The sequence below is a fragment of the Legionella resiliens genome (assembly GCF_021344005.1).
GTDB lineage: Bacteria > Pseudomonadota > Gammaproteobacteria > Legionellales > Legionellaceae > Legionella > Legionella resiliens.
On the sequence record NZ_JAJTND010000004.1, the window covers coordinates 1,193,803 to 1,216,490 of the forward strand.

Here is a 22,688-nt window from a genome sequence, read left to right on the forward strand (position 1 = left end):
AATGATCCCTGTGATTGCACTTGTTGGACGCCCTAATGTTGGTAAGTCTACTTTATTTAATAGACTTACCAAGACTCAAGACGCACTTGTTGCGGACTTTCCTGGTTTAACTCGTGACAGACAGTATGGTCAAGCTCAACATGAAAACAAACACTATATCGTTGTTGACACTGGCGGCATAGGTGTTGATGATATTGCTGTTGATAATTTAATGTCCAAACAATCGGAGATAGCGCTTAGTGAGGCTGATATTGTGCTTTTTTTGGTTGATGGACGAGCTGGTTTGACTGGAATAGATGAAAAAATTGCTAGCAATTTGCGTAAATTAAATAAAAAAGTCCACCTTGTTGTTAATAAAACCGAAGGGCTGGATGATGATGTTGCTTGTGCCGATTTCCATGGGTTAGGAATTGCTGATACTCACTCTATTTCTTCATCACATGGCAGTGGTATAAGCGCATTGCTGGATGATGTTTTATCGCCATTTGCAGCACAAGCAGATAAAAATGAAGAAGATAATGTAATTAAAATTGCCTTTGCTGGCCGCCCTAATGTTGGAAAATCAACTTTAATTAATCGAATTCTGGGTGAGGAACGAGTCGTTGTTTATGATATGCCTGGTACAACCAGAGACAGTATTGCAATTCCTTTTATCAGGGATGAACAGAACTACATTTTGATTGACACTGCAGGCGTTCGTAGAAAATCCCGAGTTGATGAAAAAATAGAAAAATTCTCTGTGATCAAAACGCTTCAAGCTATTGAAGAATCCAATGTATGCTTGCAAGTTCTGGATGCTAGAGAAGGAATTACTGATCAGGATATGAATTTGCTTGGGTTTATTATTGAATCAGGTAAAGCACTGGTTATTGCAGTGAATAAATGGGATGGCTTGGATGAAGAGCATAAGGAAAATGTAAAAAGCGAATTGTCCAGAAGATTGCATTTTGCGAATTTTGCCAAAATTAGGTTTATTTCGGCCTTGCATGGCAGTGGTGTTGGGGGATTATTTAAAGATATAAATGAAGCTTATGCTTCAGCCATTCAATCTTTTTCAACGCCACGGTTAACTCGTTTACTTCAAGATATCAGCACGAAACATACCCCTCCTTGTGTGAATGGTCGCAGGATAAAATTGAGGTATGCCCATCTTGGAGGCCACAACCCACCAGTAATTGTAATTCATGGGAATCAATTGGCTGATTTACCGGATAGCTACAAACGTTATCTGAATAATGAATTTATTAAACATCTGGGATTAATCGGAACGCCTTTAAAATTGGAGTTTAAAGGCGGAACAAATCCTTTTGCCAATAAAAAAGTTAAATTATCACAGCGCCAGGTGAATAAGAAAAGAAGATTAATGAGTCATGTTAAAAAGCGATCAAAAGGAAAAAAATAAGTGCTATTTGCGTTAGTATCGCTATTTCTTAGCAGGACCTAGATCTGAAACGGGATTTTCTTTTTGAATTTGCTCAAACATTTTTCTTGTAGACGTTTTGAAATGGAAAAAGCTGTTTCGTGGCGTATCAATAATTTGAGCATTTGCTTCGTGCTCAATGTACTGTTTAATATCATCCATTAAATCGTGTAAATTATGTTTACCACCTGTTAATTTATCGTATTGTTGTTGATAAAGAATTTTTAATAATTCAAATTTTTTATAACTTTCGTCCATGCCCTTACTTGAACCAGACTTCGCTATTTTATCCATCCTTTTATACATGCGGTTCAAAATTTCCCACTCTTGCTTGTTTTCTGGATTTTTTAACACTGGAGGGGGTGGGGGATATATAAATAATTTGTCACTTATCTTGCCGTTACTTAAGTGCGCTTTAAATGGAAGCGATCTAAGAAAAAATGAAGAGACATTAGGTAATGATTCTGCGCTCATCGTGGCTTGAGTTAGATGTTTTGCAGCTGTTCTGCAGTTATTATCTAATGCAATTCCTTGTCTGATTTGTTCTGGATCATAATGAGTATTTCCATCTAAATCGGATAGATCAAGATCTTGGATTCTATTTTTTTTTGAGGTTGCTATATGGTCTAACCAGGTAAATCTTATTTCATCTTGCTCTGAAGGATCTCCGGTATCATTCACCCAATTTGAAGGGACAGCGAAGGCTGCGGCATTGGCTTTATGAGATATTTTCATCTCCTGCAGGAATTTAATAAGACTTCTATATTGACTTTGTGAAATAGAAAACGCTTGGATGTCAATAAGACTTTGACTTTTTTTTGGCATTCGTTCATTAGTTAAATATGTTCCTAGAAGCCCACCCCTACGACCAAACATTCCAATTACAAATTGTTCTTGTGTTTCAGAATCCTTAACACCTATTATCATATAAGAGTGATTTTTATAGCCACACACTGCCATGAAAAATTCAGGTTTTTTGCAAGTAAAACTATCTTGATCGTATTTATATCGCATATACCTAAAACCAAAGTAACATATTTTTACACTATTGGATAATTATATCATCTATATGGTAAGAATTAAATTAAAAAGAACGTTAATTAGTCTAGCTGAAATCATTAGCATATGATTGGCCTTGAAAAGACCCCAAATCCATCAAAAATATTTTTTGTGGACAAAATATATTTGGAGCCTGTTAAAGGCATCAAGAAAGGGTATTGGCATAATTACTAACAGTACAGAAAACTTATTTTTTAAATCCGTAAAGTTACTACATCACATGGAGCATGATTGACTGCAGCATGTGCTGTACTGCCCAAAAATGAGTGCAAACCTATAGAAGAATGACTCCCAATAATAATAAGTTGACAATTTAGCTCTTTCACTTTGCTAAAAATATGCTCTTTAACCGAGCCTACCTCAACAAATTGTTGCTCACGTGGAATATTAAAATTTTCTCCTATTAAAGATAATACAGTCTGTGCATCATCTTTGGCTGGGTTGGCTAATTCTGTAAAACCAAGTCCTTGGGCCAACTGAAAACTTGCAGGCAGTTCAATAACATGTAACAGGTATAATTTAGCGTCAAATTGTTTTGCAATCGCGATTGCTTTTTCTGTGAGATGATTATGTTCTTTAAGCAAATCCGTAGCAAATAAAATATTCTTATACATAGCAGCCTCACAATTGAGTTTATTATTCTAAATAATAGTCGATTCCTTGATATAAGTACCTATTTTACCTCATAAAATTTGAAATAATTTAGTTTGCCATTATGGCATTATTAAGTATTTCTTCTAGATAACGGACCTATGCATTAACTGATTTGCTAATTAGTAAAAGATTATTTATGGAATTCCGATGTTGGCTTTAACTTATAATTAGGATTTATTTCAATTAGAGGAATTAAAACAAAATTTCTAGATTGTATATATGGGTGGGGTATTACCAATTTCTTGGAGTGAATAACTTGATTCGCATATAGGAGAATATCAATATCAATAACTCTGGGCCCCCAACGCTTTTTTCGAATACGTCCTTGTTTTTTTTCAATTCTCTGGCATGCATTCAGTAATTCTAAGGGAGATAAAAGAGTAAAAAGCTCAATCACTGCATTGCAAAAGTCTTGTTGGCCTTTTAATCCCCAGGCTTTGTTCCAATAAAAGGATGAAACTTTGGTAACAACAGTAGAGTGCAAAGCTTTGATTGATTTAATTGCTTTTCGGAGTTGACGCTCGGGAACGAACTGATTAGATCCCAATCCTAAATAACAAATATTCATTGTGAGTCATCACTGGCTTTAATGCTTTTAGGTTTTTTACGACGGCGTTTTCGTTTCGTTAAGTCAGGTGTGAGCTGCGCAACCATTGCAGTTTGTTCTGCCTCGTCTGCATCCTGAAATGCTGTCCACCATTGTGCAAGTTCCATGGATTCGTCACCTGCAAGAGCACGTAATGCCATAAAATCATAAGCTGCTCTAAAACGTGGATGTTGTAAAAGGTTAAAGGCTCTTCCTCCTAGTCTCTTGGCAAAACGGTACTGCAACAACCAGATTTCACGAATAATTTGGGTATAGCGCTTAGGAATCGAAATTATTTTGTTTTGCTCTGCAAGGACAATTGACATCGCCTTTTCTATAGAAGGAAGTGGATCTATTCCGGATTCTTGTAACTCCTTTGCACACTCAATCATAGGAAACCATAAAAGAACTGCAAATAAAAATGCTGGTGTTACTGGCTTTTCCTCATGAATACGAGTATCTGTATTCTCGAGAGAGATTGTTAATAACGCATTTACGGGATAGGTACTGTTTAATAGAACATGAGTTTGAGGACATAAATATTGAAATAAGCCATATTTTATGAGCAATCCTTGCACTGCTACTGCATTACCACATTGGTACAGCTTAGTCATTTCATCAAATAAACGTGAGTTGGAAACATGAGTAATAAGATGACTAATCTCAGGAAAAGGTGCTTCAGTTTCTCGTGCCAGTTTGAAATTTAATTTTGCGCTAAAACGAATGGCGCGTAGCATGCGTACAGGGTCTTCCTGATAACGTTTTATTGGATCACCAATCATACGAATGAGCTTTTCTTCAACGTCGTGTACACCACCAGTAAAATCAATAATCGATGAATCGTTAACATTGTAGTACAGTGAGTTAATTGTGAAATCACGTCTCCAAGCATCTTCATCAAGTGAGCCATAAGCATTATCCCGAACTAACATACCTCGTTCATTTGTTAGTTGACTTTCATCAATAGCTACATGACTTCTAAAGGTAGCGACTTCAATAATTTCGCGATGGAATAATATATGAACCAGCTTGAACCGCCGACCTATAATTCGTCCATTTCTAAATAAACTTTTAACTTGATTGGGTGTAGCATCCGTAGCCACATCAAAATCTTTCGGAGCTTTATGCAGCAGCAAATCCCTGACACTACCTCCTACGATGTATGCTTGGAATCCAGCACCAATTAAGCGGTTAAGCACCTTGAGCGCATTGCTACTAATGTCCGCTTTAGAAATGGAATGTTTATTCCTTGGGATTATATAAGCTGAAGCAACAGGTTGCACATGAGCTCTGTTTCTTTTTAGCAGCTTTTTGATAAATTTGATGATCGCTGTATCTCACAAGATTAATATAACGTGGATATTATATCGAAGCAAAAGAATAAAGTGAATCTTTTGTCTTTATAAACATCATGCTTTCAATAAAGTTTATGCTGTAGATTTTGCAGAAAAATATAGGTAAATATCAGATTAAGAGTATATTATATGTTTTTTCAATTTCTGATATCAGAGGATTTGATGGATTTTATTGATGTTACAGTAGGCTTAATCATTTTAATCATATTGGAAATTGTTTTGGGAATTGACAATCTGGTTATTTTATCTATTTTGTCTGAAAGATTACCTCCCAAACAGAGAAAAAAAGCAAGGCGTTGGGGACTTACACTTTCCTGGGTCATGCGTTTGATTTTGTTAGGAGTAGCAGTTGATCTAATCAAATTGACCAAGCCGTTACTTTCTGTGGCTCATATGTCGTTTTCTGCGCGTGATTTGTTTCTCATAGGCGGTGGTGCTTTTCTAATTTGGAAAGCAACAGAAGAGATTCATCAGGATGTGACTTCAGAGCCTGCTTTAACGGGTGAGCCGAAGACAGCGGCATTTAAAACAACCTTTAAAGCGGTTATTTTCCAAATTGCATTAATGGATATTATATTTTCTTTAGATAGCGTCTTAACTGCAGTGGGATTAACGTCACACTTTTGGGTAATGGCTGTCGCAATTACGTGCGCTATTCTCATTATGGTTTTTGCCAGTGAAGCAGTAAGTGCATTTATTAAAGAATATCCCACAATCAAAATGCTTGCACTAAGTTACTTAATTCTAATTGGGATGGTGCTCGTTGCTGATGGATTTTCTTTCCATATTCCCCGGGGATATATATATTTTGCTATGGGTTTTTCGCTGGGAGTTGAGGCTCTGAATTTGGTAAAACATGCCCGGAAAAAACGAAAGCATCGCTCAGGAAATTAACTATGCTGTATATTAAAGCGTTTCATATTATTGCTATGGTTGCCTGGTTTGCTGGATTATTTTATTTACCCAGATTATTTGTTTATCACGCCGATACTCAAGATGAGAAAAGTCTTAATCGTTTTAAAATAATGGAAAAAAGACTTTACTATGGCATAACTTGGCCTGCTGCAATAGTGACAACTTTATTGGGGTTATGGCTCCTTAGTTATAATCCATCTTATTACTTAAAGGCAGGATGGATGCATGCCAAATTGAGTCTTGTAGTTATTTTATGGATTTATCATTTGTTATGTGGACATTATTTAAAGGCATTTGCACAGAATAAAAATCAAAAAAGCCCCCGTTTTTTTCGTATTTATAATGAATTGCCGACTTTGTTATTGATAGGGATTGTGATCTTAGTTGTGGTAAAGCCGTAGGAATACCCTGGGTGCCGTGTCGCAGTATTGTAGCTAACTCTTGCTCACATCTTTGCCTACGCGCCACGGCTTGTCCGCGGGGTCCAGTGATTTAACGTAGATCTCCTAGATCCCGCGGACAAGCCGTGGGACGTCGGAGCAGAGTTGGACTGGTTTTTCAGAGATGTAACTGGTAGGAGTCAGGTGCTTGGCCAAGGATTTATTCCATTTCAACCATGTCAAAATCTTCTTTACCTGCACCGCAATCTGGGCAGAACCAGTTTTCAGGTACATCTTCCCATCGCGTACCAGGTTCAATTCCATCTTCAGGCCATCCTTCGGCTTCGTCATAAATAAAGCCACAGATGACACAAATGTATTTTTTATATTCTTGCATAATAATACTCGTTTAAAAGCGCATAATTTATCTATTGTGGGCTTCGATGTAAAGATAAAGTGTTTCTTTGCCAATTTTTAAGAATGACTGTAATATTATACCGCATAATTATGGAGATTTTTATGATTCGTTCAACAGATTTATTTCGTCAAGCCCAAAAGCTTATCCCCGGTGGTGTTAATTCACCAGTGCGAGCCTTTAAAGGTGTCGGCGGCGATCCTATTTTTTTTAAACAAGGTAAAGGCGCTTATCTTGTTGATGTAGATAATAATGAATATATCGATTATGTTGGCTCTTGGGGACCATTAATACTTGGACATTGCCATCCAGCTGTAATAGAAGCAGTGAATAAAGTGCTGCATAGCGGTATGAGTTTTGGAGCACCTACTGAACTTGAAGTCCAATTGGCTGAAAAAATTATCTCTTTAATTCCTTCAATTGAGAAAGTACGCATGGTGAATTCCGGTACTGAAGCAACAATGACTGCGATCAGGCTGGCTCGTGGAGTAACCAAGAAAAATAAATTTATTAAATTTAATGGTTGTTATCATGGGCATAGCGACAGTTTGTTAGTTAAAGCAGGTTCTGGTCTCCTTACCTTAGGTATCCCTTCAACTCCTGGAATTCCACAAAGTGTTACTGAGCATACTCTAACCGCAAATTTTAATGATCTAAAACAAACAGAACAATTATTTGAAAAATTTCCTGATGATATTGCTGCAGTAATATTGGAGCCTGTAGCTGGAAACATGGGATTTGTTTTACCTGAGCCCGAATTCCTGAAAGGATTGCGTCAATTATGTGATCAATACAAAACATTATTGATTTTTGATGAGGTAATGACTGGCTTTAGAGTAGGGCTAACAGGGGCCCAAGGGATCTTCGGAGTTATTCCTGATATTACTACTCTTGGTAAAGTGATTGGTGGGGGCATGCCTGTCGGGGCGTTAGGGGGGAGAGCAGAGATCATGTCCTTTTTGGCTCCCGAGGGGCCTGTTTATCAAGCAGGTACACTATCAGGTAATCCATTAGCCATGGCTGCGGGTCTTGCAACTTTATCTGAAATTGAAAAGCCAGGATTTTTTACCAAATTAGGTGAGAGAACTCAAGCGTTAACTCTTGCATTGGCTTCTGTCGCTGAAACACTAAATATCCCATTTTTTAGTGCTTCATTAGGTGGAATGTTTGGCTTTTGTTTTACGGGAAAAAAACATATTGCTGATTATGCGGACATTGCTGCATCAGATGAGGTTTTATTTAAAAAGTTTTATCATGGAATGTTAGGAAAAGGTGTTTATTTTGCTCCTTCCATGTATGAGGCGGGATTTGTTTCCAGCGCACATGGAGAAAACGAAATTATTAAAACACAAATGGCCGCAGAGGAAGTTCTCCAGCAATTAAAAAGACAATAGGTCTGAGGGTGTTTGTAGCCTAGTGCAGTGCAGCGTAACCCGGGGTTTGATAGCGTTATTTATATGGAGAAAATCGGGCTACGCTGCGCTGCACCCAGGCTACAATATGGAGCAAAAAAATGAGAAAAAAATAAATTTTTAAAATGCCTAGACAGTAATTTTTTCACATGTCATATTCAAAGACGTTCTTTAACAAGGAAGTAAAATGATGTCGAGCATGGCAAACAAAAAGGAATTTATACAATCAATGCCGCAAGGAATTGTTCCTCTTTTTTTTATTCAGATTGTTTCTACGTTAAGCTTCAGTGTTCTTTATTCAACGCTTGTTTTGTACATGGAAGGGCGGTTAGGGCTTCAAATCAGTAGTGCGAACAGCATCATGGGTGTTTTTATTGCTTTTAATTACGGTTTGCATTTGCTTGGTGGTTTTTGGGGAGGGCGTTTGCTTTCTAATCGCGCATTGTTTTGCGCAGGGATGGTGGCGCAAATCATAGGTTGTATCCTATTGTCATTTGGTGATATTTCATTTCTTTATTATGGCTTGGCGGCTTTCTTAACGGGTTCTGGCTTGAATGTTACGTGTTTAAATTGCATGCTAACTCAACGTTTCACTCCAGAGGATACTCGGCGTGAAACAGCATTTCTCATGAATTATGCGGGTATGAATATTGGTTTTTTTGTGGGCTTTAGTTTAAGTGGATTATTTCAGCTTACTCAGAATTATGAACGACTTTTCCTTCTTAGTAGCTTGGGGAATTTGATTGCATTAATTATTTGTTTGTATTGTTGGCAGCAATTATCAGATAAAGAAACGATTTTTTCTAGAAAAGACAAGATGTCTCAAAAAAAAGCCATTCTTTTAGGTATTCTTCTGATAATGATACTCCCATTCCTTTTAAGCGAAATGCTTCAATATGCAGATTGGGCTAAAAAATTGGTATTGGTAACAGGAATAGTAATGCTGGGTGTAATTTTGTATTTGGCAAGACAACAACCATCAAAAGAAGCACGAGATAAAATAGTTGCTTTTGCTGTACTTATGATTGTGGGGACTGTCTTTTGGATGCTTTATCAAATAGCACCCATGGGTCTTACGGTCTTTATTGACCATAATGTACAGCGTGATTATGCAAGCTGGGTAATTCCACCGCAATGGTTCCAAAATATTAATACAGTAGCTATTGTTATTGGAGGGCCATTATTAGGCATTTTGCTGCATAAGATGCGCAAAAATGGGGTACAAATTAATATTCCTACTCAATTTGCATTGGCATTGCTTTTTATTGGTATTGCTTTTGCAATATTACCTATTGGTATCGCTTATGCCAATTATGAAGGGTTAGTGAATCCCGGTTGGATTGTTTTGAGTTATACTTTGCAGAGCATTGGTGAACTTTTAATATCCCCTATTGGTTATGCTATGATAGGATATTTAGCGCCTCCATCATTACAAGGTGTGATGATGGGAATGTGGATGTTAAATACGGGCGTGGGTGCGGCCTTGTCGAGCTACAGTTCAAACATGATGATTGAAGGACAAGAGAGTGTTTCACCTCTAATAACTAATGATGGTTACAGCCACGTGTTTTTAATGTTAGGTTTATTTGCAATTGGATCTTCAATTGTCCTTTTTGTCATGGTTCCCAAGCTACGGGAGTTAATCCAGGAAAAAAAGCCAACTGAATTACAAGAAGCCAAAGGGATGGCTACGAATCGAGTGGTTGTATGTGAGTAATTTTTTTGTACCGATTAATAAGGCAGAGTTGGAGTGGCATGGAACTTTGCCTTTCTCGACACAATATGATGATATTTATCACTCTTCCGAAGGTGGGATTGATCAAGCACTTTATGTATTCATTGATGGAAATGACTTAACCAAGCGTTGGCAATCTTTTTCCACTGATGAGCCGCAACGATTTACCATAGCAGAAACTGGTTTTGGAATTGGCTTGAATTTCCTTGTAAGTTGGAATTTGTGGGAACAATATGCTCCTAAGTCATGTCAATTACATTTTATTTCCTGTGAAAAGTATCCTTTGTCTCTTGCAGACATAACGAAAAGTCTTGCTTTCTGGCCACAATTGGAAAAGCAAGCCCAGCAATTTATAGCAAGTTATCCTGTATTAACTCCCGGATATCACCATCTTTCATTTTGTGACGGTAGAGTGACTTTGACATTAATGTTAGGAGATGCACTGGAATGCTATGAACAGCTATTAATTTGTGGCGAGCCTTTGCTTGAGAGTCAACTCAGAACAGCTTTTATTGACGCATGGTTTCTTGATGGTTTTGCTCCAGCCAAAAATCAAAGTATGTGGTCTGATGCTTTAATGAAAGTAATTGCCATGTTGTCTAAAGAAGGAACAACCTTAGCAACTTATACAGCTTCCGGTTCGGTTAAAACAAGTTTAAGCCAGCATGGATTTATTGTTAAAAAAAGAAAAGGGTTTGGACCAAAACGTCATATGGTTTGCGCTCGTTTAGTTAAAATATCACCACTAAATGCTGCAAAACGTCACACTCCGTGGCATGTAGGGAAAGCGGAAAAACACCCCAGTAAATCAGCTGTGATTATAGGTGCTGGCCTGGCAGGTTGTTTTACAGCACATGCTCTTAATAAGCGAGGGTGGAAGGTAACAATTATTGATGAATTAAGTCAAATAGGGAGGGGTGGATCAGCAAATCAGCAAGCGGTTTTATTTCCTAAACTATCTGCTTATAGTTCTCCTTTGACTCAATTTATGTTAGCTGCATTTTTATATGCAGTACGAACTTATCAATACATCTTAAAGCAAACAAAAATTGGTGAGTTAAATGGTTCTTTATTACTTTCTTATTCTGATAAGGAAAAAGCGGCTCAATCCAGCTTACGTTCTTGGCTGGCTCATTATCCAGAGTTAGGTACACTCGTAGATGTAGAACAGGCTTCGCAATTAGCAGGATTTTCGTTAGATAAGCCCGGTCTGTATATTCCTCTATCAGGATGGATTAACTCTCCAGAATTATGTCAATTTTTAATTAATTCGGAAGGAATTTCCTTATTGACTGATACGGTAATAAACCAATTGATTTTTGATAGGCGATGGTTGGTGAATGATTTGGAAACGGATGTTCTCATTTTAGCTAATGGTCATAAAATCAATTCGTTTAAAGAGACAAAGCATTTGCCTGTTAAACCCATTCGGGGACAAATGACAGCAATTTTATCAACAGAACAAAGCGCTTGTTTAAAATTGCCCTTATGTGGTCAGGGGCATGTGCTTCCTGCAATACAGGGGATTCATCACTTAGGTGCTACCTATGAGTTAAAATCAGCAGAATCCCAAATAAAGTCCCACGACGATCGGAGTAATTTGGCTAAGCTTAAACAATTGGCTCCAGAGATTTTATGGTCTGATGAGGTCAGTACTCATTGGGCAGGGGTCAGGGCATCAACTCCTGATTATCTTCCTTTAGTTGGAAAAATTGCAGAAGCAGAACAATTTGTGGAGCAATTTGCTCGATTGGAAACGAATGCAAAACGTTGGATAGCTCAACCCGGGCCGTATTATCCTGGACTTTATGCCTGTGCTGGCTTTGGTTCTCGAGGCCTTACAACAATTCCCTTGTGCGCAGAATGGCTCGCCTCGGTAATCAATCACGAAATGAGCTGTTTGCCTAGAAATTTACATTATGCTTTATCACCCGCGCGTTTCTTACGTAAAAATATAATTCGGGGTGATATTAAAATCGATTGAGATGAAATTCTCATTAGAGCATAATATTAAACCTGTAGTTTGAGCGAAGTAAAATACTTGAATCCACACAGGGAATTCAAGTTCTGCTTCTCTGCACTCAGACTACGTTAGTTTATATCATATTAAGATCAAGGAGTGACAGCTAATGGCGAGTTCCATGGGCAAAGCCTTCAAACAGACAGTCAAAGAAAATAAACCACTACCCATATTGGGAACCATAAATGCTTATTCTGCTATGCTCGCGCAATTTTCTGGAGCTAAGGCAATATATCTTTCAGGAGCTGGTGTTGCGAATGCCTCTTATGGTATACCCGATCTTGGCATGACCAATCTATCACAAGTTCTTGAGGATGCGCGCCGAATTACCGAAGCTTGTCCTTTACCACTGCTTGTTGACGTGGATACAGGATGGGGCCATGCGTTTAATATCGCTAGAACCATAAAGCTTATGGAGAAAACAGGTGTAGCGGCCATTCATATTGAAGATCAGGTACTGGCAAAACGATGTGGCCACAGACCCAATAAAGCTATTGTGTCTTTGCAAGAAATGGGTGATCGGATTAAATCAGCAGTTGATGCACGTCAGGATCCTGATTTTGTCATCATGGCAAGAACGGATGCCTATGCTGTTGAAGGAATGAATGCAGCTATAGAAAGAGCATTGCTTTGCGTCGAATTAGGGGCTGATATGATATTTCCTGAGGCGATGACTCGTCTGGAGGAGTATCAAACATTTACTCAGGCAATTCCTGTGCCTGTATTGGCGAATATTACTGAGTTCGGCAAAACCCCTTTATTTAATCGCGAAGAACTGAAACACGTGGGTGTATCGCTAATTTTGTACCCATTGAGTGCATTTAGAGCTATGTCTCAATCAGCGTTAAATACCTATAGAGCAATTCTTCAAGATGGAACGCAACAATCCATGGTCGATAAAATGCAGACCCGGGAAGAACTTTATGAAGTACTTGGTTATTATCAATACGAACAAAAACTAGACCAATTGATGGAGGAAGACAATGAGTGTTAAAAGCGGCGGTTTAGCCGGTGTAGTTGCTGGCCAATCAGCAATTTGTACAGTTGGACTAGCAGGTAAAGGTTTGAATTATAGAGGCTACTCAATTGATGATTTAGCAGAGTATGCTACTTTTGAGGAGGTAGCTTATTTATTACTTTATGGGCGATTACCTACCCAAAAAGAATTGGATGAATATACAAAAAAGCTGGTTAGTCTTAGAACATTACCCGATACGTTAAAGACCGTACTTAAACTAATTCCTAAAAACACACATCCGATGGATGTGCTGAGAACGGGCTGTTCATTCTTGGGAACAATCGAACCAGAAGATAGTTTTTCACAGCAATATGACATCGCAGATAGATTACTTGCTTTATTCCCAGGAATAATGTGCTACTGGTATGCATGGCATTTTCATAATAAAGAAATTTCTGGCTTAAGTGATGAACAAACAACCGGGGCACATTTTCTTGCATTATTACATGGGCGTAAGCCAAGCAAATTAGAAGCTCAAATGATGAATGTATCATTGATTTTATATGCTGAGCATGAATTTAATGCTTCAACCTTTGCTGCACGAGTTACCGCTGCAACATTGGCTGATTTTTATTCTGCGATTACAAGTGCTATTGGTACTTTAAGAGGTCCTTTGCATGGAGGGGCTAATGAAGCGGCGATGGAGCTTATAGAACGTTTTGAAAGTCCCGATCAAGCTGAAACTGAGCTAAGGAAAATGTTGCTTAATAAAGCACTCATTATGGGTTTCGGACATCGGGTCTATACGACCAGTGATCCACGTTCTGATATTATCAAAAAATGGTCATTCCGTTTGGGTGAGGACAAGGATGATCTTCTTTTATATCATATTTCAGAACGCATTGAAGAAGTCATGTGGAATGAAAAAAAATTATTTCCAAATCTAGATTTTTATAGTGCTTCGGCATACCACTATTGTGGCATTCCTACATTCTTATTCACACCAGTTTTTGTTATGTCGCGTATTACAGGATGGTCAGCACATGTATTTGAACAAAGAGAGAATAATAAGTTGATTCGACCTACTTCTGAATATACTGGGCCTGAACCTCAAAAATTCCCAGCTATTGAGACGAGAGGGTAATTGCTTAATTTATGAGCACAGCGACACTGTATTAAGGGACCAAGCGTCACCCATGTCCCACAAAAAAGCCGCTGTCTCTTGATCTCTGCCTACGCCCCGCGGCTTGTCCCTGAGAGATGGTCACAAAAAGTGACCATCTCTCAGGCATAAGCGCGGTACGTAGAGAAATTTAAAGCAGTACGTAGAGAAACTTAAGTGGTACATGATAAATTTAAAAAAACTGACGATCGTTCAGGGCTTGTCCGCGGGGTCCAGTGTTTTCGCGAAGATCTTCTGGATCCCGCGGACAAGCCGCGGGAAGTCGGAGTAGAGCTGGAATGGTAGACGGTTCACGAACAAGTCGCAGGAGGTAGGATAAGAAATTAATTTAATGCAAGTGCAGAGCACGTGTAAACTGGTTAACGATATAGTGTTCTCATTGAGCAAGTAAATCTGATGAGCAACAGTACCCAGATAAATAAATACAAGAGGTTATTATGCACAGCTATGTAGAAGATAATATTAAACCTGATTACGATCAGGTGATGATTGATATTGCGGATTACGTGCTAAACAAGAAAATTGATAGCGCTTTAGCTTATGAGACAGCACGTTTATGCCTTATGGATACACTAGGTTGTGGTATTTTGGCATTAAATTTTGCTGAATGTACCAAGCTCCTAGGTCCGGTTGTTCCTGGTGCTACTCTTTCAGGTGGGGCACGAGTTCCAGGCACAGCATATGAATTAGATCCAGTACAGGCAGCCTTCAATATAGGTGCTATGATACGCTGGCTGGATTTCAATGATACCTGGCTTGCGGCAGAGTGGGGACATCCTTCTGATAATTTAGGTGCTATCCTTGCTGTAGCAGATTATATGTCCCGACAAAATTACGCCAAGGGTAATGCGCCAATTTTAATGCAAGATGTGCTTACCGCTATGATTAAGGCACATGAAATTCAAGGTTGCCTCGCTTTGGAAAACAGTTTTAACCGAGTAGGGTTGGATCATGTCTTTTTAGTGAAAGTTGCCAGTGCTGCTGTTGCAGCCCAGCTTTTTGGCGCTGATAAAGACATGATGTTAAGAACTTTATCTCAAGTTTTTGTAGATGGTCAAAGTTTGCGAACGTATAGGCATGCACCTAATGCGGGATCAAGAAAATCATGGGCGGCTGGGGATGCCACTTCAAGAGCAGTGCGTTTAGCATTAATTGCTCAAACAGGAGAAATGGGTTATCCAAGCGCATTAAGTGCTCCAACCTGGGGTTTCTATGATGTTCTTTTTGATAAAAAAATATTTAAATTTCAGCGTCCTTACGGCAGTTATGTGATGGAAAACGTTTTGTTTAAGTTATCTTATCCTGCTGAGTTTCATGCACAAACTGCGGTTGAATGTGCTGTGGTGTTGCATCCTATTGTGAAACACAGATTTGATGATATAGCACGAATTGATTTAGTAACCCATGAGTCGGCAATTCGAATTATTAGTAAACAAGGTGCGCTGCATAATCCTGCCGATCGGGATCATTGTTTACAGTATATGGTTGCTATAGGCTTATTGTTTGGAGATTTAAAAGCCGAACATTATGAAAATGATGTTGCAGCAGATCCCAGAATAGACTTACTACGCGAAAAAATGCATGTTACTGAAAATGAGCGTTTTTCTCGTGATTACCTTGATCCAGAAAAGCGTTCAATTGCAAACAGCATCAAAATAGTTTTCAAGGATGGTACTGAAAGTGATTTGATTACCGTAGAGTACCCGATTGGTCACAAACGCAGGCGTGAAGAAGGCATTCCTGTTCTATTATCCAAATTTAAGAAGAACTTAAGTACCCAGTTTTCTGGAGAACATGCCGAACGAATCATGCAGGCAATGAGTGATACAAATACACTTGCAGCAATGAAAGTGCATGATTTTATGCAACTGTGGGTTGTATCGTAGTTCTCCAATGGTCTGAGCAACGTAGTGGACTGCTGGATTACTAATCTCCGGATTCCCCTACGTATGTTCGGCCGTTTGCTTATCTCCATTAAATGTATATAATTTAATCAGGTGGCGAATAAGTAGCTAGGGAGAAGCAATGAAATTAAAACAAACATGTCTCTCTGTGTTATGTACCCTATGGATGCTCGATAGTTCATTTTCTGTAGTGCAAGCCAGTCCTGCTGCGAATGAAAAAATTGTTTCTGTATATTTGCTTATTGATAATTCTAAGCAGCTTCAGCAGTATGTTAACGATTTGCTTAAACTCAAAAAACCGAATTTTAATCGTGTTATTTTTTCATTTGTTAGACCATCATTGATCGATTATCAGACTGGAAATCTCGCTAAAACCGGCATACTTGGTTATTTTACGGATCATGATGGCAAAGGTGCTCATGCTTTTAATCAGTTAAAAGCGGCAATCAAATTATCCGAAGAGAAAAATATTCAAACATTCCTTTCCGTAGGCGGTTGGAATTACAGTTGTAATTTTGCGGAAGCGCATGGGGCGTGTGGACCTGCATCCTCAAGCATAAATCAAGTTTTTTACGATTGGTTTCCTGACCCAAATGACCCCGAAAGGGAACAGGCGTCCAAAGCAAAAACTTCCTATGCAAATCTAGTCAAATTAGCGAATGATTTAGGGGTAGATGGGATTGATTTTGACTATGAAGAGTTTTGGCATGCTGATCAATATGCAGTTTCTTGGGGACCTAGTGCAAATGGTGAATGGTCAACAGATATTGCACAAAGCATACTGAATGCAGGGGGGCCAACATATACAAATCTCATGAAGTATGGGATAGGCTCGGGTTCTTCTTCTGTTATGCCTAAAACAATTGATAAAGTAGATGCAATTTTGCGTGCAATAATGGATGACCCTGGAGCAAAATATCTCAAATTTGCTACAGCTGCACCTCCGGTGGGTGCTCGTCCCATCACAGGTTTTGTAACTGGAGACACATATCCTGAGATATATACCAAGGGTGGGCTTTGGTGGAGAGGGAATTTGAAAGGGTTATGGTATAACCTTGCGAATAAAGATGAAGCAATAGTGTCGCGCTTTGATAGCCTGGGTTTGATGACCTATGACTTATGCGGAGATAATCCAGCTGAATGTGCTCCCTATGCTAATGGGCCTTTGGATTTACCTGGCCAGGTCAGTGCGTATATGAAAGATTATACCAATTGGCTGAAAGCAGAAATGGTTAGCAAACCCAAGTTAACAATTGATAGCATCGGAAAAGTGACTTTTTTACCGGCCAAATATCATATTAACGCAAAAATACAATTTGGTTTCGAAGTAAATCAACCAGCCTTTCCAAAAAATATTAGTGGTCAACTGCAACTGACAAATCAATTGGTTGATGAAATCCTCGAGCAGCAAAAAGACAGTGACGGAGTTATTATTTGGCAAATGTATTCTAAGCAAAATGCGGCTGTACCTGATGCCACTACTGTAAAATATACCATTCGTCAAAGTTGCAAAACTTTTTTAGCTAATGATAGCCGCTATGATTGTGATGCGGATTTTCCTAGTACTGCTAATTAGTTAATATTTTAATGAATTGTGATATAAGAGCGCTGCGGGCGCTACTACGTATTGTGCATAAAGCGCGATACGTAAATAGTGTTATATGATGTAACAGCAAAATTATTCTCACACTTTCCTATATTTTACGGTGTAAACCTGACGCGGCCAGTATTTTTGTTGATATTTCCTCAATAGAATATTTTGTCGAATTAATATAAGGAATTTTTTCCTTTTGGTACATGGCTTCAACTTCATTTACTTCCAAGCGACATTGTTCTGGTGAAGCATATTTACTATGGGGTCTACGTTCCGCTCTGATTTGTTGGAGGCGCTGAGGATCAATGGTTAATCCAAACAGTTTATGTTTATAAGGTTTTAAAACCTCAGGTAATCTAAAGCCAATAATATCTTCTTCAGTAAAAGGATAATTAGCAGCCAAAATTCCATATTGAAGTGCCATATACAAGCAGCTGGGTGTTTTTCCGCAACGTGAAACACCAATGAGAATAATATCTGCTTTGTCATAACCGCGAGTTTTCACGCCATCATCATGAGATAAAGCAAAGTCTATTGCTTCAAGTCGATGCAAATAAAGTTTACTGTTACCCACACCATGAGTTCTTCCAACTGTATAAGAAGATTTTTCATTAAGTTCTTCTTCCATGGGACCAATAAAAGTACTAAATAAGTCAAATACGCGAGCATTTGCTTTTTTAAAGTAATTTCTGATTTCGGGATCAATTAACGTCATAAATACTAGTGGTTTGATTCTATGTTCTTCAAAGGCCTGGTTAATTTGTAGAAGGGCATGTTCTGCTTTTTTTAAAGAATCAACATAGGGAATCGTGAGTCGTTCAAATTTTGTATTTTCAAATTGAGTAATCAAACTATGGCCTAAAGTTTCAGCGGTAATCCCTGTACCATCAGAGATCATAAAAACATAACGTTTCATGGGTTGCCTTATAAGAAAAATGTTCTATATTCTATTTTAAAATGAATTAGTTAATATCACCAGTAAGTGTACTTATTTAAATCCATCTGCTATCTTAAATTAAAGAAAAGGATATTTTAAGGGTAATATGGAACAAGATCGATTCGGCAGTAATAGTAAGCTCTATATTTTAGGCATGATTTGCTTGGTTCTTTCCCTGGGCTTGTTTTTTTATAGTTTATATATTTTGCCTTATCTTGTTTGGGGATTGAACTATAATGTTCCGGATATGGTTTTGACCATGCTGAGTTCATTGCAGGATGATTATAACTATACTGTGGGGGCAAGCAAACTTATAGTTTGGTTAATATTTTTTGTTCCCTGCGTGATAACTGGGCTGGTTTCCTATTTTGTATCCAATTATATTGATAACAATCTTTATAAGTCTGAATTGAATGTGGAGGGAGAGGCAGAAAATCCTCCCAGCAAACAAATTAGTAAAGAAATAAAAGAGTCCGCTGGTTTTGGACTAAAAATTCTTGGTTTAATGATCCTCATTGTAATCGTGATTTTTTTATTACAATATCTTATCCAATCAACATCATAATAAGTGGCAGGAGAGTTTATGGCCTATTTAAAACGTTGGCAAATTAGAAGAATTGTTAAGAAAATAAAAGCCATGCAAGCGAATCGGGTAAATAATCAACCCGGAGATGAGATGCTCAAAAAAGAAATTGCCTATTATTTCGAATTGGCAGCTATTTACAACAAATTGAAAGGAAATAAAAAGTTTCCTTTTGCACACCTTATGTACATGGAATGTTACAGAGCAGCGGCAATGCTTGATAATGCAGAAGCGAATTATCAATTAGGGCAAATGATTCTTGAGGAAGCTAAATTCAGACAGAATTTGGAAAAAGAAGGTGTTTTTAAAAGCGAAGCTAATTTGAAAAAATGTAATCAGCTTTTTGAAGAAGCGCATGCTTATTTATTAGCCGCAATCGCATTAAATCATATTGCTGCAAAACGATTAAGAGGACTTAGTTTCATTAATGGTTGGGGATTGGAAGCAGATAAGAAAACTGGTTTTGAGTTAATTGTCGCAAGCATTGAGGAAGAGGGATCATGGGATAGAGTGCCTCAAATTTTTGCATCCATGGGTCTCAATAAACCTGAGTTTTTTTCACAAATTATGCAGCGTAGAAAATCATCATAAATATTAAATTCTATGCACCTTATAGCCTTGGGTATACAGTAAAAGCAATGCTCGGGCGAATGTCGCGCATTTTTCTATCTGCTTTTTGCTTGTTAAACTACAGCTATCCAAGCAGCTGGATAGGGTGAGGAGCAGCATGTGGCCATTTAAAATGGCCTTTAAGTGTAATTATTGCTCAAAAAATCTCTTAAGCTTGCTTTATGCCACCCTTCTCACTGTTAATGGGAAAGTCGATTATAAAAAACTAACAAAACCTAGTTTTGAATCGACCTTTCTTAGCATGATGATTTATTAACCCCAACCCGTCAATTATTTGCAGGCGTATTATCATTACCCCTTGAAGTTATTGATAATCATGTTATTTTTGGCGGATGGGAGGCGACTCCCTGAAAATGCATTACATGATTAATGAAATGCTTATAATGATTTCTGCTGAGTCCCATTTTTTCTTTTACTAATGGATTGGAACGACAATTAGTTAGTGCAACACCGCATAGTTTTTATGTGCATGTTTCAAAAATTATTTAAGGCAAGCAGAAAATTTTGTTCTTAGTAATTGCATGATTTTAAAAGTGGGTACTTGGTTTTTAAGGAATAGGTAAATGAACATTTTAGTTACTGGAGGTAGGGCGCCTGCTACTATGGATATTATGCGTAGTCTCATTAATCAGGGATATCAGGTTTATAGTGCTGAGAGTATGCTTTATCCACTTGCACGATTTGTCAAAGGAGTAAAAAAGCATTTCGTTATTCCTAAACCGAATCATGATTTGACTGCATTTTTAAAAGCAATTAAAGAAATAGTGATTCAATATAAAATTGATCTGCTTATTCCTTCTTGTGAAGAGATTTTTTATATAAGCCAGGGCCATGAAGAATTATCTACGCATACTAAGTTGTTATGCGAGCCTTTTGAGCGCTTGAATCAATTACATAATAAATATACGTTTAATCAACTTGTCAGGGAGTATGGTTTGATCGCACCTCAAGGTTGGTTAATAAGTACTGATAAGGATAAACACATTCTTCCTAAGGATGGAGTGTTTGTTTTAAAGCCGGTTTTTTCTCGTTTTGGTTCGCTGATTAAACCTTCGCAAAAAATCATTTCAGAGCTTACTATTAATGAGCCTTATATTGCGCAACAATTTATTCAAGGAAAAGAATACAGTGCTTATGCTATCACCCATCAAGGTGAAGTACTGATTCAGTCGTGCTATCACTCTAAATATCAAGCGGGTCGTTCAACTGGAATTTATTTTGAGCCTGCGGAAATTAAACCAATCACTGAATTTATTAAGACTTTTTGCAAACGGTTGCAATTCAGCGGCCAAATTGCCTTTGATTTTATTTTGGTGAATGATAAAGCTTATGTATTAGAATGTAACCCAAGAGTAACCAGCGGTTTTCATTTACTTACAGATAAAATTGATTGGCATAGTATTCTAAGTGGCCAAAGGCAATATGATATACCCAATATGCAACATATGCAGCCTTACATGCTGGGTCAAGGAATGATGCTTCATTGTTTGAAATATATATCCAAAAATCCACGTCAATTTATTAAAGATTATCTAAGAGCACATGATGTACTGAAGCATAAAGCTTATCCTTGGCTTAGATTAAAAAGTACATTGATGATGCTTAATGTGCTTTGTAGAGCAATCAGAGTGAAGAAGGGGTTTTATCCTGCATCAACTTATGACATTGATTTTAATGGAATTGAAAATCTGTCGAAATAAACTTTATCGCGAATCATTTTGTTTTTTGCTAAAGAGGGACATTAAACTTAAAACTGGGAAATTGTTTTATTTGCCTATACTTTAAATAGCTAACCTTTAAGGAAATCAAAAATGAAAAAAATACTATTAAGTAGTATTGGATTCTTATTGGCTACACAAACTCTAGCACTTACCGCACCCATGGTGAATTCAGATGAAAATAAATCCTTGTTACCATCCCCTTTCCCTGTTTATATTTTAGGGAATAAAGGAGTCATTAATCACCCTTATCCCGGTTCAGAACGTGCTCTTTTACCAACAGATAACAGCTACACCCTGGCTCCTGGATGCTATATCGCATGCTATTCGCATAATAACCATGGTATTTATCCTGTTGCTGATGATATTTACGTAATGGGACAAATTCGTGTAAGGGGAGAATATGTAGCACGAATTTGCCAGCCTGAAGGTTATAAGGGAATGGACATCAGTAAGGCAGACAAATTCAAACTGCTCTGCTCCGAGAAATTTAAGGACTGTCAAAATAACACATGTTGGGCAGGGGGCGATACCGGAGGTTGGTTTGGTATTCAGTAGTGAGTTTTTAGTCTGGGTGAATTCTTAATATAAGTTATATGGGAATTTGATTTTTTTATTATGAAAGGAGCAGTAAGTTGATGAAAATCGCAGTATGCAGCGATGCACTCTATCCCGTTAATGATTATATTGTGGAAGAACTAAAGCGCTTAGGGCATGAGGTTATTCCATTTGGTGCAATTAAATCACGACAAAATGAATCGTGGATTCAAACAGCTCAAATTGCCGCTGAGGCAATTCGCCAAGGCGAATGTGACGAAGGCATTTTCTTTTGCTGGACCGGAACGGGGATTTCAATTGTAGCAAATAAAATACCTGGTATAAGAGCCGCTTTATGTACGGATGCCCAAACGGCAAAAGGTGCAAGAATATGGAATCGGGCGAATGTTTTGGCTTTATCCAACCGGCTGTTAACTCAGGACTTAGCAAAAGAAATTTTAGATTCCTGGTTTAATACTAAAACCGATGTAGAGGGTGAGGAGGTTATCAAGGAAATTGAAGCAATAGAGCATAAAAATCGCTAAAAACCTCTTCTTTGTGCTTACAATACAGTCAATTAGAAATAGCTGAATTCACTTGTAAAAAAAATTTTAAGGGTGTTTGCACCTATGGATTTATTAAACTTGTATAATTAACCACTTTCTGGCTAAATAAAAGTAACGCCTAATCAAA

General features: G+C 37.9%; 21 protein-coding genes. 15 read left to right on the forward strand and 6 right to left on the reverse strand.

Translation table 11 applies throughout. The features are described from left to right. Position 1: 1 nt before the first annotated feature. The gene (gene der / locus LXO92_RS10720; protein ID WP_182352699.1) at positions 2-1,402 is read left to right on the forward strand and encodes a ribosome biogenesis GTPase Der; all 1,401 of its coding nucleotides are present in this window, start codon (positions 2-4) and stop codon (positions 1,400-1,402) included. Between the two features lie 21 nt (positions 1,403-1,423). On the opposite strand, the gene LXO92_RS10725 is transcribed toward der, so the two are convergent. From LXO92_RS10725 to pcnB, 4 genes are all read right to left on the reverse strand, one after another. Then, complete coding sequence (locus tag LXO92_RS10725; RefSeq protein ID WP_232890962.1) at positions 1,424-2,434, reverse strand: hypothetical protein; 1,011 nt, start codon at positions 2,432-2,434, stop codon at positions 1,424-1,426. A gap of 239 nt (positions 2,435-2,673) precedes the next feature. Further along, positions 2,674-3,093 (reverse strand): universal stress protein, encoded by a 420-nt coding sequence (locus LXO92_RS10730; RefSeq protein ID WP_182352701.1) that lies wholly within the window; start codon positions 3,091-3,093, stop codon positions 2,674-2,676. A gap of 170 nt (positions 3,094-3,263) precedes the next feature. Continuing rightward, a complete protein-coding gene (gene folK, locus LXO92_RS10735) occupies positions 3,264-3,701 on the reverse strand; it encodes a 2-amino-4-hydroxy-6-hydroxymethyldihydropteridine diphosphokinase (protein WP_182352702.1) in 438 nt (145 codons plus the stop codon). Continuing rightward, positions 3,698-5,026, reverse strand: coding sequence for a polynucleotide adenylyltransferase PcnB (pcnB, locus tag LXO92_RS10740; protein ID WP_182352809.1), 1,329 nt, complete (start codon positions 5,024-5,026; stop codon positions 3,698-3,700). The genes folK and pcnB overlap by 4 nt, the downstream gene beginning before the upstream one ends. A gap of 210 nt (positions 5,027-5,236) precedes the next feature. Between pcnB and LXO92_RS10745 the strand changes: the two genes are divergently transcribed. Together LXO92_RS10745 and hemJ are read left to right on the forward strand one after the other, a co-directional pair. After that, positions 5,237-5,968 carry a TerC family protein gene (locus LXO92_RS10745; RefSeq protein WP_182352810.1) on the forward strand — a complete coding sequence of 244 codons (732 nt, stop codon included), beginning with the start codon at positions 5,237-5,239 and terminating at the stop codon, positions 5,966-5,968. A gap of 2 nt (positions 5,969-5,970) precedes the next feature. Then, positions 5,971-6,390 carry a protoporphyrinogen oxidase HemJ gene (gene hemJ / locus LXO92_RS10750; RefSeq protein ID WP_182352703.1) on the forward strand — a complete coding sequence of 140 codons (420 nt, stop codon included), beginning with the start codon at positions 5,971-5,973 and terminating at the stop codon, positions 6,388-6,390. A 199-nt stretch (positions 6,391-6,589) separates the two neighbouring features. Here hemJ and LXO92_RS10755 read toward each other — a convergent pair whose 3' ends face one another. Next, entirely contained in the window at positions 6,590-6,766 is a 177-nt protein-coding gene (locus tag LXO92_RS10755; RefSeq protein WP_019232400.1) for a rubredoxin, read from the reverse strand. Positions 6,767-6,888: 122 nt separating this feature from the next. Here LXO92_RS10755 and hemL point away from each other — a divergent pair, with 122 nt between their 5' ends. The 7 genes from hemL to LXO92_RS10790 all read left to right on the forward strand — a co-directional run bounded on the left by hemL (position 6,889) and on the right by LXO92_RS10790 (position 17,572). Continuing rightward, complete coding sequence (gene hemL / locus LXO92_RS10760) at positions 6,889-8,178, forward strand: glutamate-1-semialdehyde 2,1-aminomutase (protein ID WP_182352704.1); 1,290 nt, start codon at positions 6,889-6,891, stop codon at positions 8,176-8,178. A gap of 208 nt (positions 8,179-8,386) precedes the next feature. Further along, positions 8,387-9,913 (forward strand): peptide MFS transporter, encoded by a 1,527-nt coding sequence (locus LXO92_RS10765; protein WP_232891096.1) that lies wholly within the window; start codon positions 8,387-8,389, stop codon positions 9,911-9,913. Further along, complete coding sequence (mnmC, locus tag LXO92_RS10770) at positions 9,906-11,915, forward strand: bifunctional tRNA (5-methylaminomethyl-2-thiouridine)(34)-methyltransferase MnmC2/FAD-dependent 5-carboxymethylaminomethyl-2-thiouridine(34) oxidoreductase MnmC1 (RefSeq protein ID WP_232890963.1); 2,010 nt, start codon at positions 9,906-9,908, stop codon at positions 11,913-11,915. The genes LXO92_RS10765 and mnmC overlap by 8 nt, the downstream gene beginning before the upstream one ends. A 145-nt stretch (positions 11,916-12,060) precedes the next feature. Then, a complete protein-coding gene (gene prpB / locus LXO92_RS10775) occupies positions 12,061-12,945 on the forward strand; it encodes a methylisocitrate lyase (protein WP_182349595.1) in 885 nt (294 codons plus the stop codon). Next, the gene (prpC, locus tag LXO92_RS10780) at positions 12,935-14,053 is read left to right on the forward strand and encodes a bifunctional 2-methylcitrate synthase/citrate synthase (protein ID WP_182349596.1); all 1,119 of its coding nucleotides are present in this window, start codon (positions 12,935-12,937) and stop codon (positions 14,051-14,053) included. Before prpB ends, prpC begins: the two co-directional genes overlap by 11 nt. 476 nt (positions 14,054-14,529) lie before the next feature. Next, a complete protein-coding gene (locus LXO92_RS10785; RefSeq protein ID WP_182349597.1) occupies positions 14,530-15,978 on the forward strand; it encodes a bifunctional 2-methylcitrate dehydratase/aconitate hydratase in 1,449 nt (482 codons plus the stop codon). A 139-nt stretch (positions 15,979-16,117) separates the two neighbouring features. Further along, positions 16,118-17,572, forward strand: coding sequence for a glycoside hydrolase family 18 protein (locus tag LXO92_RS10790; RefSeq protein ID WP_182349598.1), 1,455 nt, complete (start codon positions 16,118-16,120; stop codon positions 17,570-17,572). A gap of 118 nt (positions 17,573-17,690) precedes the next feature. Here the strand turns inward: LXO92_RS10790 and ppsR are convergent, their stop codons facing one another. Then, positions 17,691-18,506 carry a posphoenolpyruvate synthetase regulatory kinase/phosphorylase PpsR gene (gene ppsR, locus LXO92_RS10795; RefSeq protein ID WP_182349599.1) on the reverse strand — a complete coding sequence of 272 codons (816 nt, stop codon included), beginning with the start codon at positions 18,504-18,506 and terminating at the stop codon, positions 17,691-17,693. 127 nt (positions 18,507-18,633) lie between these two features. Between ppsR and LXO92_RS10800 the strand changes: the two genes are divergently transcribed. The 5 genes from LXO92_RS10800 to LXO92_RS10820 all read left to right on the forward strand — a co-directional run bounded on the left by LXO92_RS10800 (position 18,634) and on the right by LXO92_RS10820 (position 22,540). Then, the gene (locus tag LXO92_RS10800; RefSeq protein ID WP_182349600.1) at positions 18,634-19,092 is read left to right on the forward strand and encodes a hypothetical protein; all 459 of its coding nucleotides are present in this window, start codon (positions 18,634-18,636) and stop codon (positions 19,090-19,092) included. An 18-nt stretch (positions 19,093-19,110) separates the two neighbouring features. After that, a complete protein-coding gene (locus tag LXO92_RS10805) occupies positions 19,111-19,701 on the forward strand; it encodes an SEL1-like repeat protein (protein WP_182349601.1) in 591 nt (196 codons plus the stop codon). A 602-nt stretch (positions 19,702-20,303) separates the two neighbouring features. Next, positions 20,304-21,440 (forward strand): ATP-grasp domain-containing protein, encoded by a 1,137-nt coding sequence (locus LXO92_RS10810; RefSeq protein WP_182349602.1) that lies wholly within the window; start codon positions 20,304-20,306, stop codon positions 21,438-21,440. 111 nt (positions 21,441-21,551) lie between these two features. Further along, positions 21,552-22,016, forward strand: coding sequence for a hypothetical protein (locus tag LXO92_RS10815; RefSeq protein WP_182349603.1), 465 nt, complete (start codon positions 21,552-21,554; stop codon positions 22,014-22,016). 80 nt (positions 22,017-22,096) lie between these two features. Continuing rightward, entirely contained in the window at positions 22,097-22,540 is a 444-nt protein-coding gene (locus LXO92_RS10820) for an RpiB/LacA/LacB family sugar-phosphate isomerase (protein WP_182349604.1), read from the forward strand. Positions 22,541-22,688 lie beyond the last annotated feature (148 nt).

What these genes read in the sequence shown, in the direction of transcription:
- LXO92_RS10820 (WP_182349604.1), top strand. Translation starts at nt 22,097, where the DNA reads ATGAAAATCGCAGTATGCAGCGATGCACTCTATCCCGTTAATGATTAT.
- LXO92_RS10800 (WP_182349600.1), top strand. Translation starts at nt 18,634, where the DNA reads ATGGAACAAGATCGATTCGGCAGTAATAGTAAGCTCTATATTTTAGGC.
- hemL (WP_182352704.1), top strand. Translation starts at nt 6,889, where the DNA reads ATGATTCGTTCAACAGATTTATTTCGTCAAGCCCAAAAGCTTATCCCC.
- der (WP_182352699.1), top strand. Translation starts at nt 2, where the DNA reads ATGATCCCTGTGATTGCACTTGTTGGACGCCCTAATGTTGGTAAGTCT.
- hemJ (WP_182352703.1), top strand. Translation starts at nt 5,971, where the DNA reads ATGCTGTATATTAAAGCGTTTCATATTATTGCTATGGTTGCCTGGTTT.
- prpB (WP_182349595.1), top strand. Translation starts at nt 12,061, where the DNA reads ATGGCGAGTTCCATGGGCAAAGCCTTCAAACAGACAGTCAAAGAAAAT.
- LXO92_RS10755 (WP_019232400.1), bottom strand. Translation starts at nt 6,766, where the DNA reads ATGCAAGAATATAAAAAATACATTTGTGTCATCTGTGGCTTTATTTAT.
- folK (WP_182352702.1), bottom strand. Translation starts at nt 3,701, where the DNA reads ATGAATATTTGTTATTTAGGATTGGGATCTAATCAGTTCGTTCCCGAG.
- ppsR (WP_182349599.1), bottom strand. Translation starts at nt 18,506, where the DNA reads ATGAAACGTTATGTTTTTATGATCTCTGATGGTACAGGGATTACCGCT.
- prpC (WP_182349596.1), top strand. Translation starts at nt 12,935, where the DNA reads ATGAGTGTTAAAAGCGGCGGTTTAGCCGGTGTAGTTGCTGGCCAATCA.
- LXO92_RS10815 (WP_182349603.1), top strand. Translation starts at nt 21,552, where the DNA reads ATGAAAAAAATACTATTAAGTAGTATTGGATTCTTATTGGCTACACAA.
- LXO92_RS10730 (WP_182352701.1), bottom strand. Translation starts at nt 3,093, where the DNA reads ATGTATAAGAATATTTTATTTGCTACGGATTTGCTTAAAGAACATAAT.
- LXO92_RS10765 (WP_232891096.1), top strand. Translation starts at nt 8,387, where the DNA reads ATGTCGAGCATGGCAAACAAAAAGGAATTTATACAATCAATGCCGCAA.
- LXO92_RS10790 (WP_182349598.1), top strand. Translation starts at nt 16,118, where the DNA reads ATGAAATTAAAACAAACATGTCTCTCTGTGTTATGTACCCTATGGATG.
- LXO92_RS10725 (WP_232890962.1), bottom strand. Translation starts at nt 2,434, where the DNA reads ATGCGATATAAATACGATCAAGATAGTTTTACTTGCAAAAAACCTGAA.
- LXO92_RS10805 (WP_182349601.1), top strand. Translation starts at nt 19,111, where the DNA reads ATGGCCTATTTAAAACGTTGGCAAATTAGAAGAATTGTTAAGAAAATA.
- LXO92_RS10810 (WP_182349602.1), top strand. Translation starts at nt 20,304, where the DNA reads ATGAACATTTTAGTTACTGGAGGTAGGGCGCCTGCTACTATGGATATT.
- LXO92_RS10745 (WP_182352810.1), top strand. Translation starts at nt 5,237, where the DNA reads ATGGATTTTATTGATGTTACAGTAGGCTTAATCATTTTAATCATATTG.
- LXO92_RS10785 (WP_182349597.1), top strand. Translation starts at nt 14,530, where the DNA reads ATGCACAGCTATGTAGAAGATAATATTAAACCTGATTACGATCAGGTG.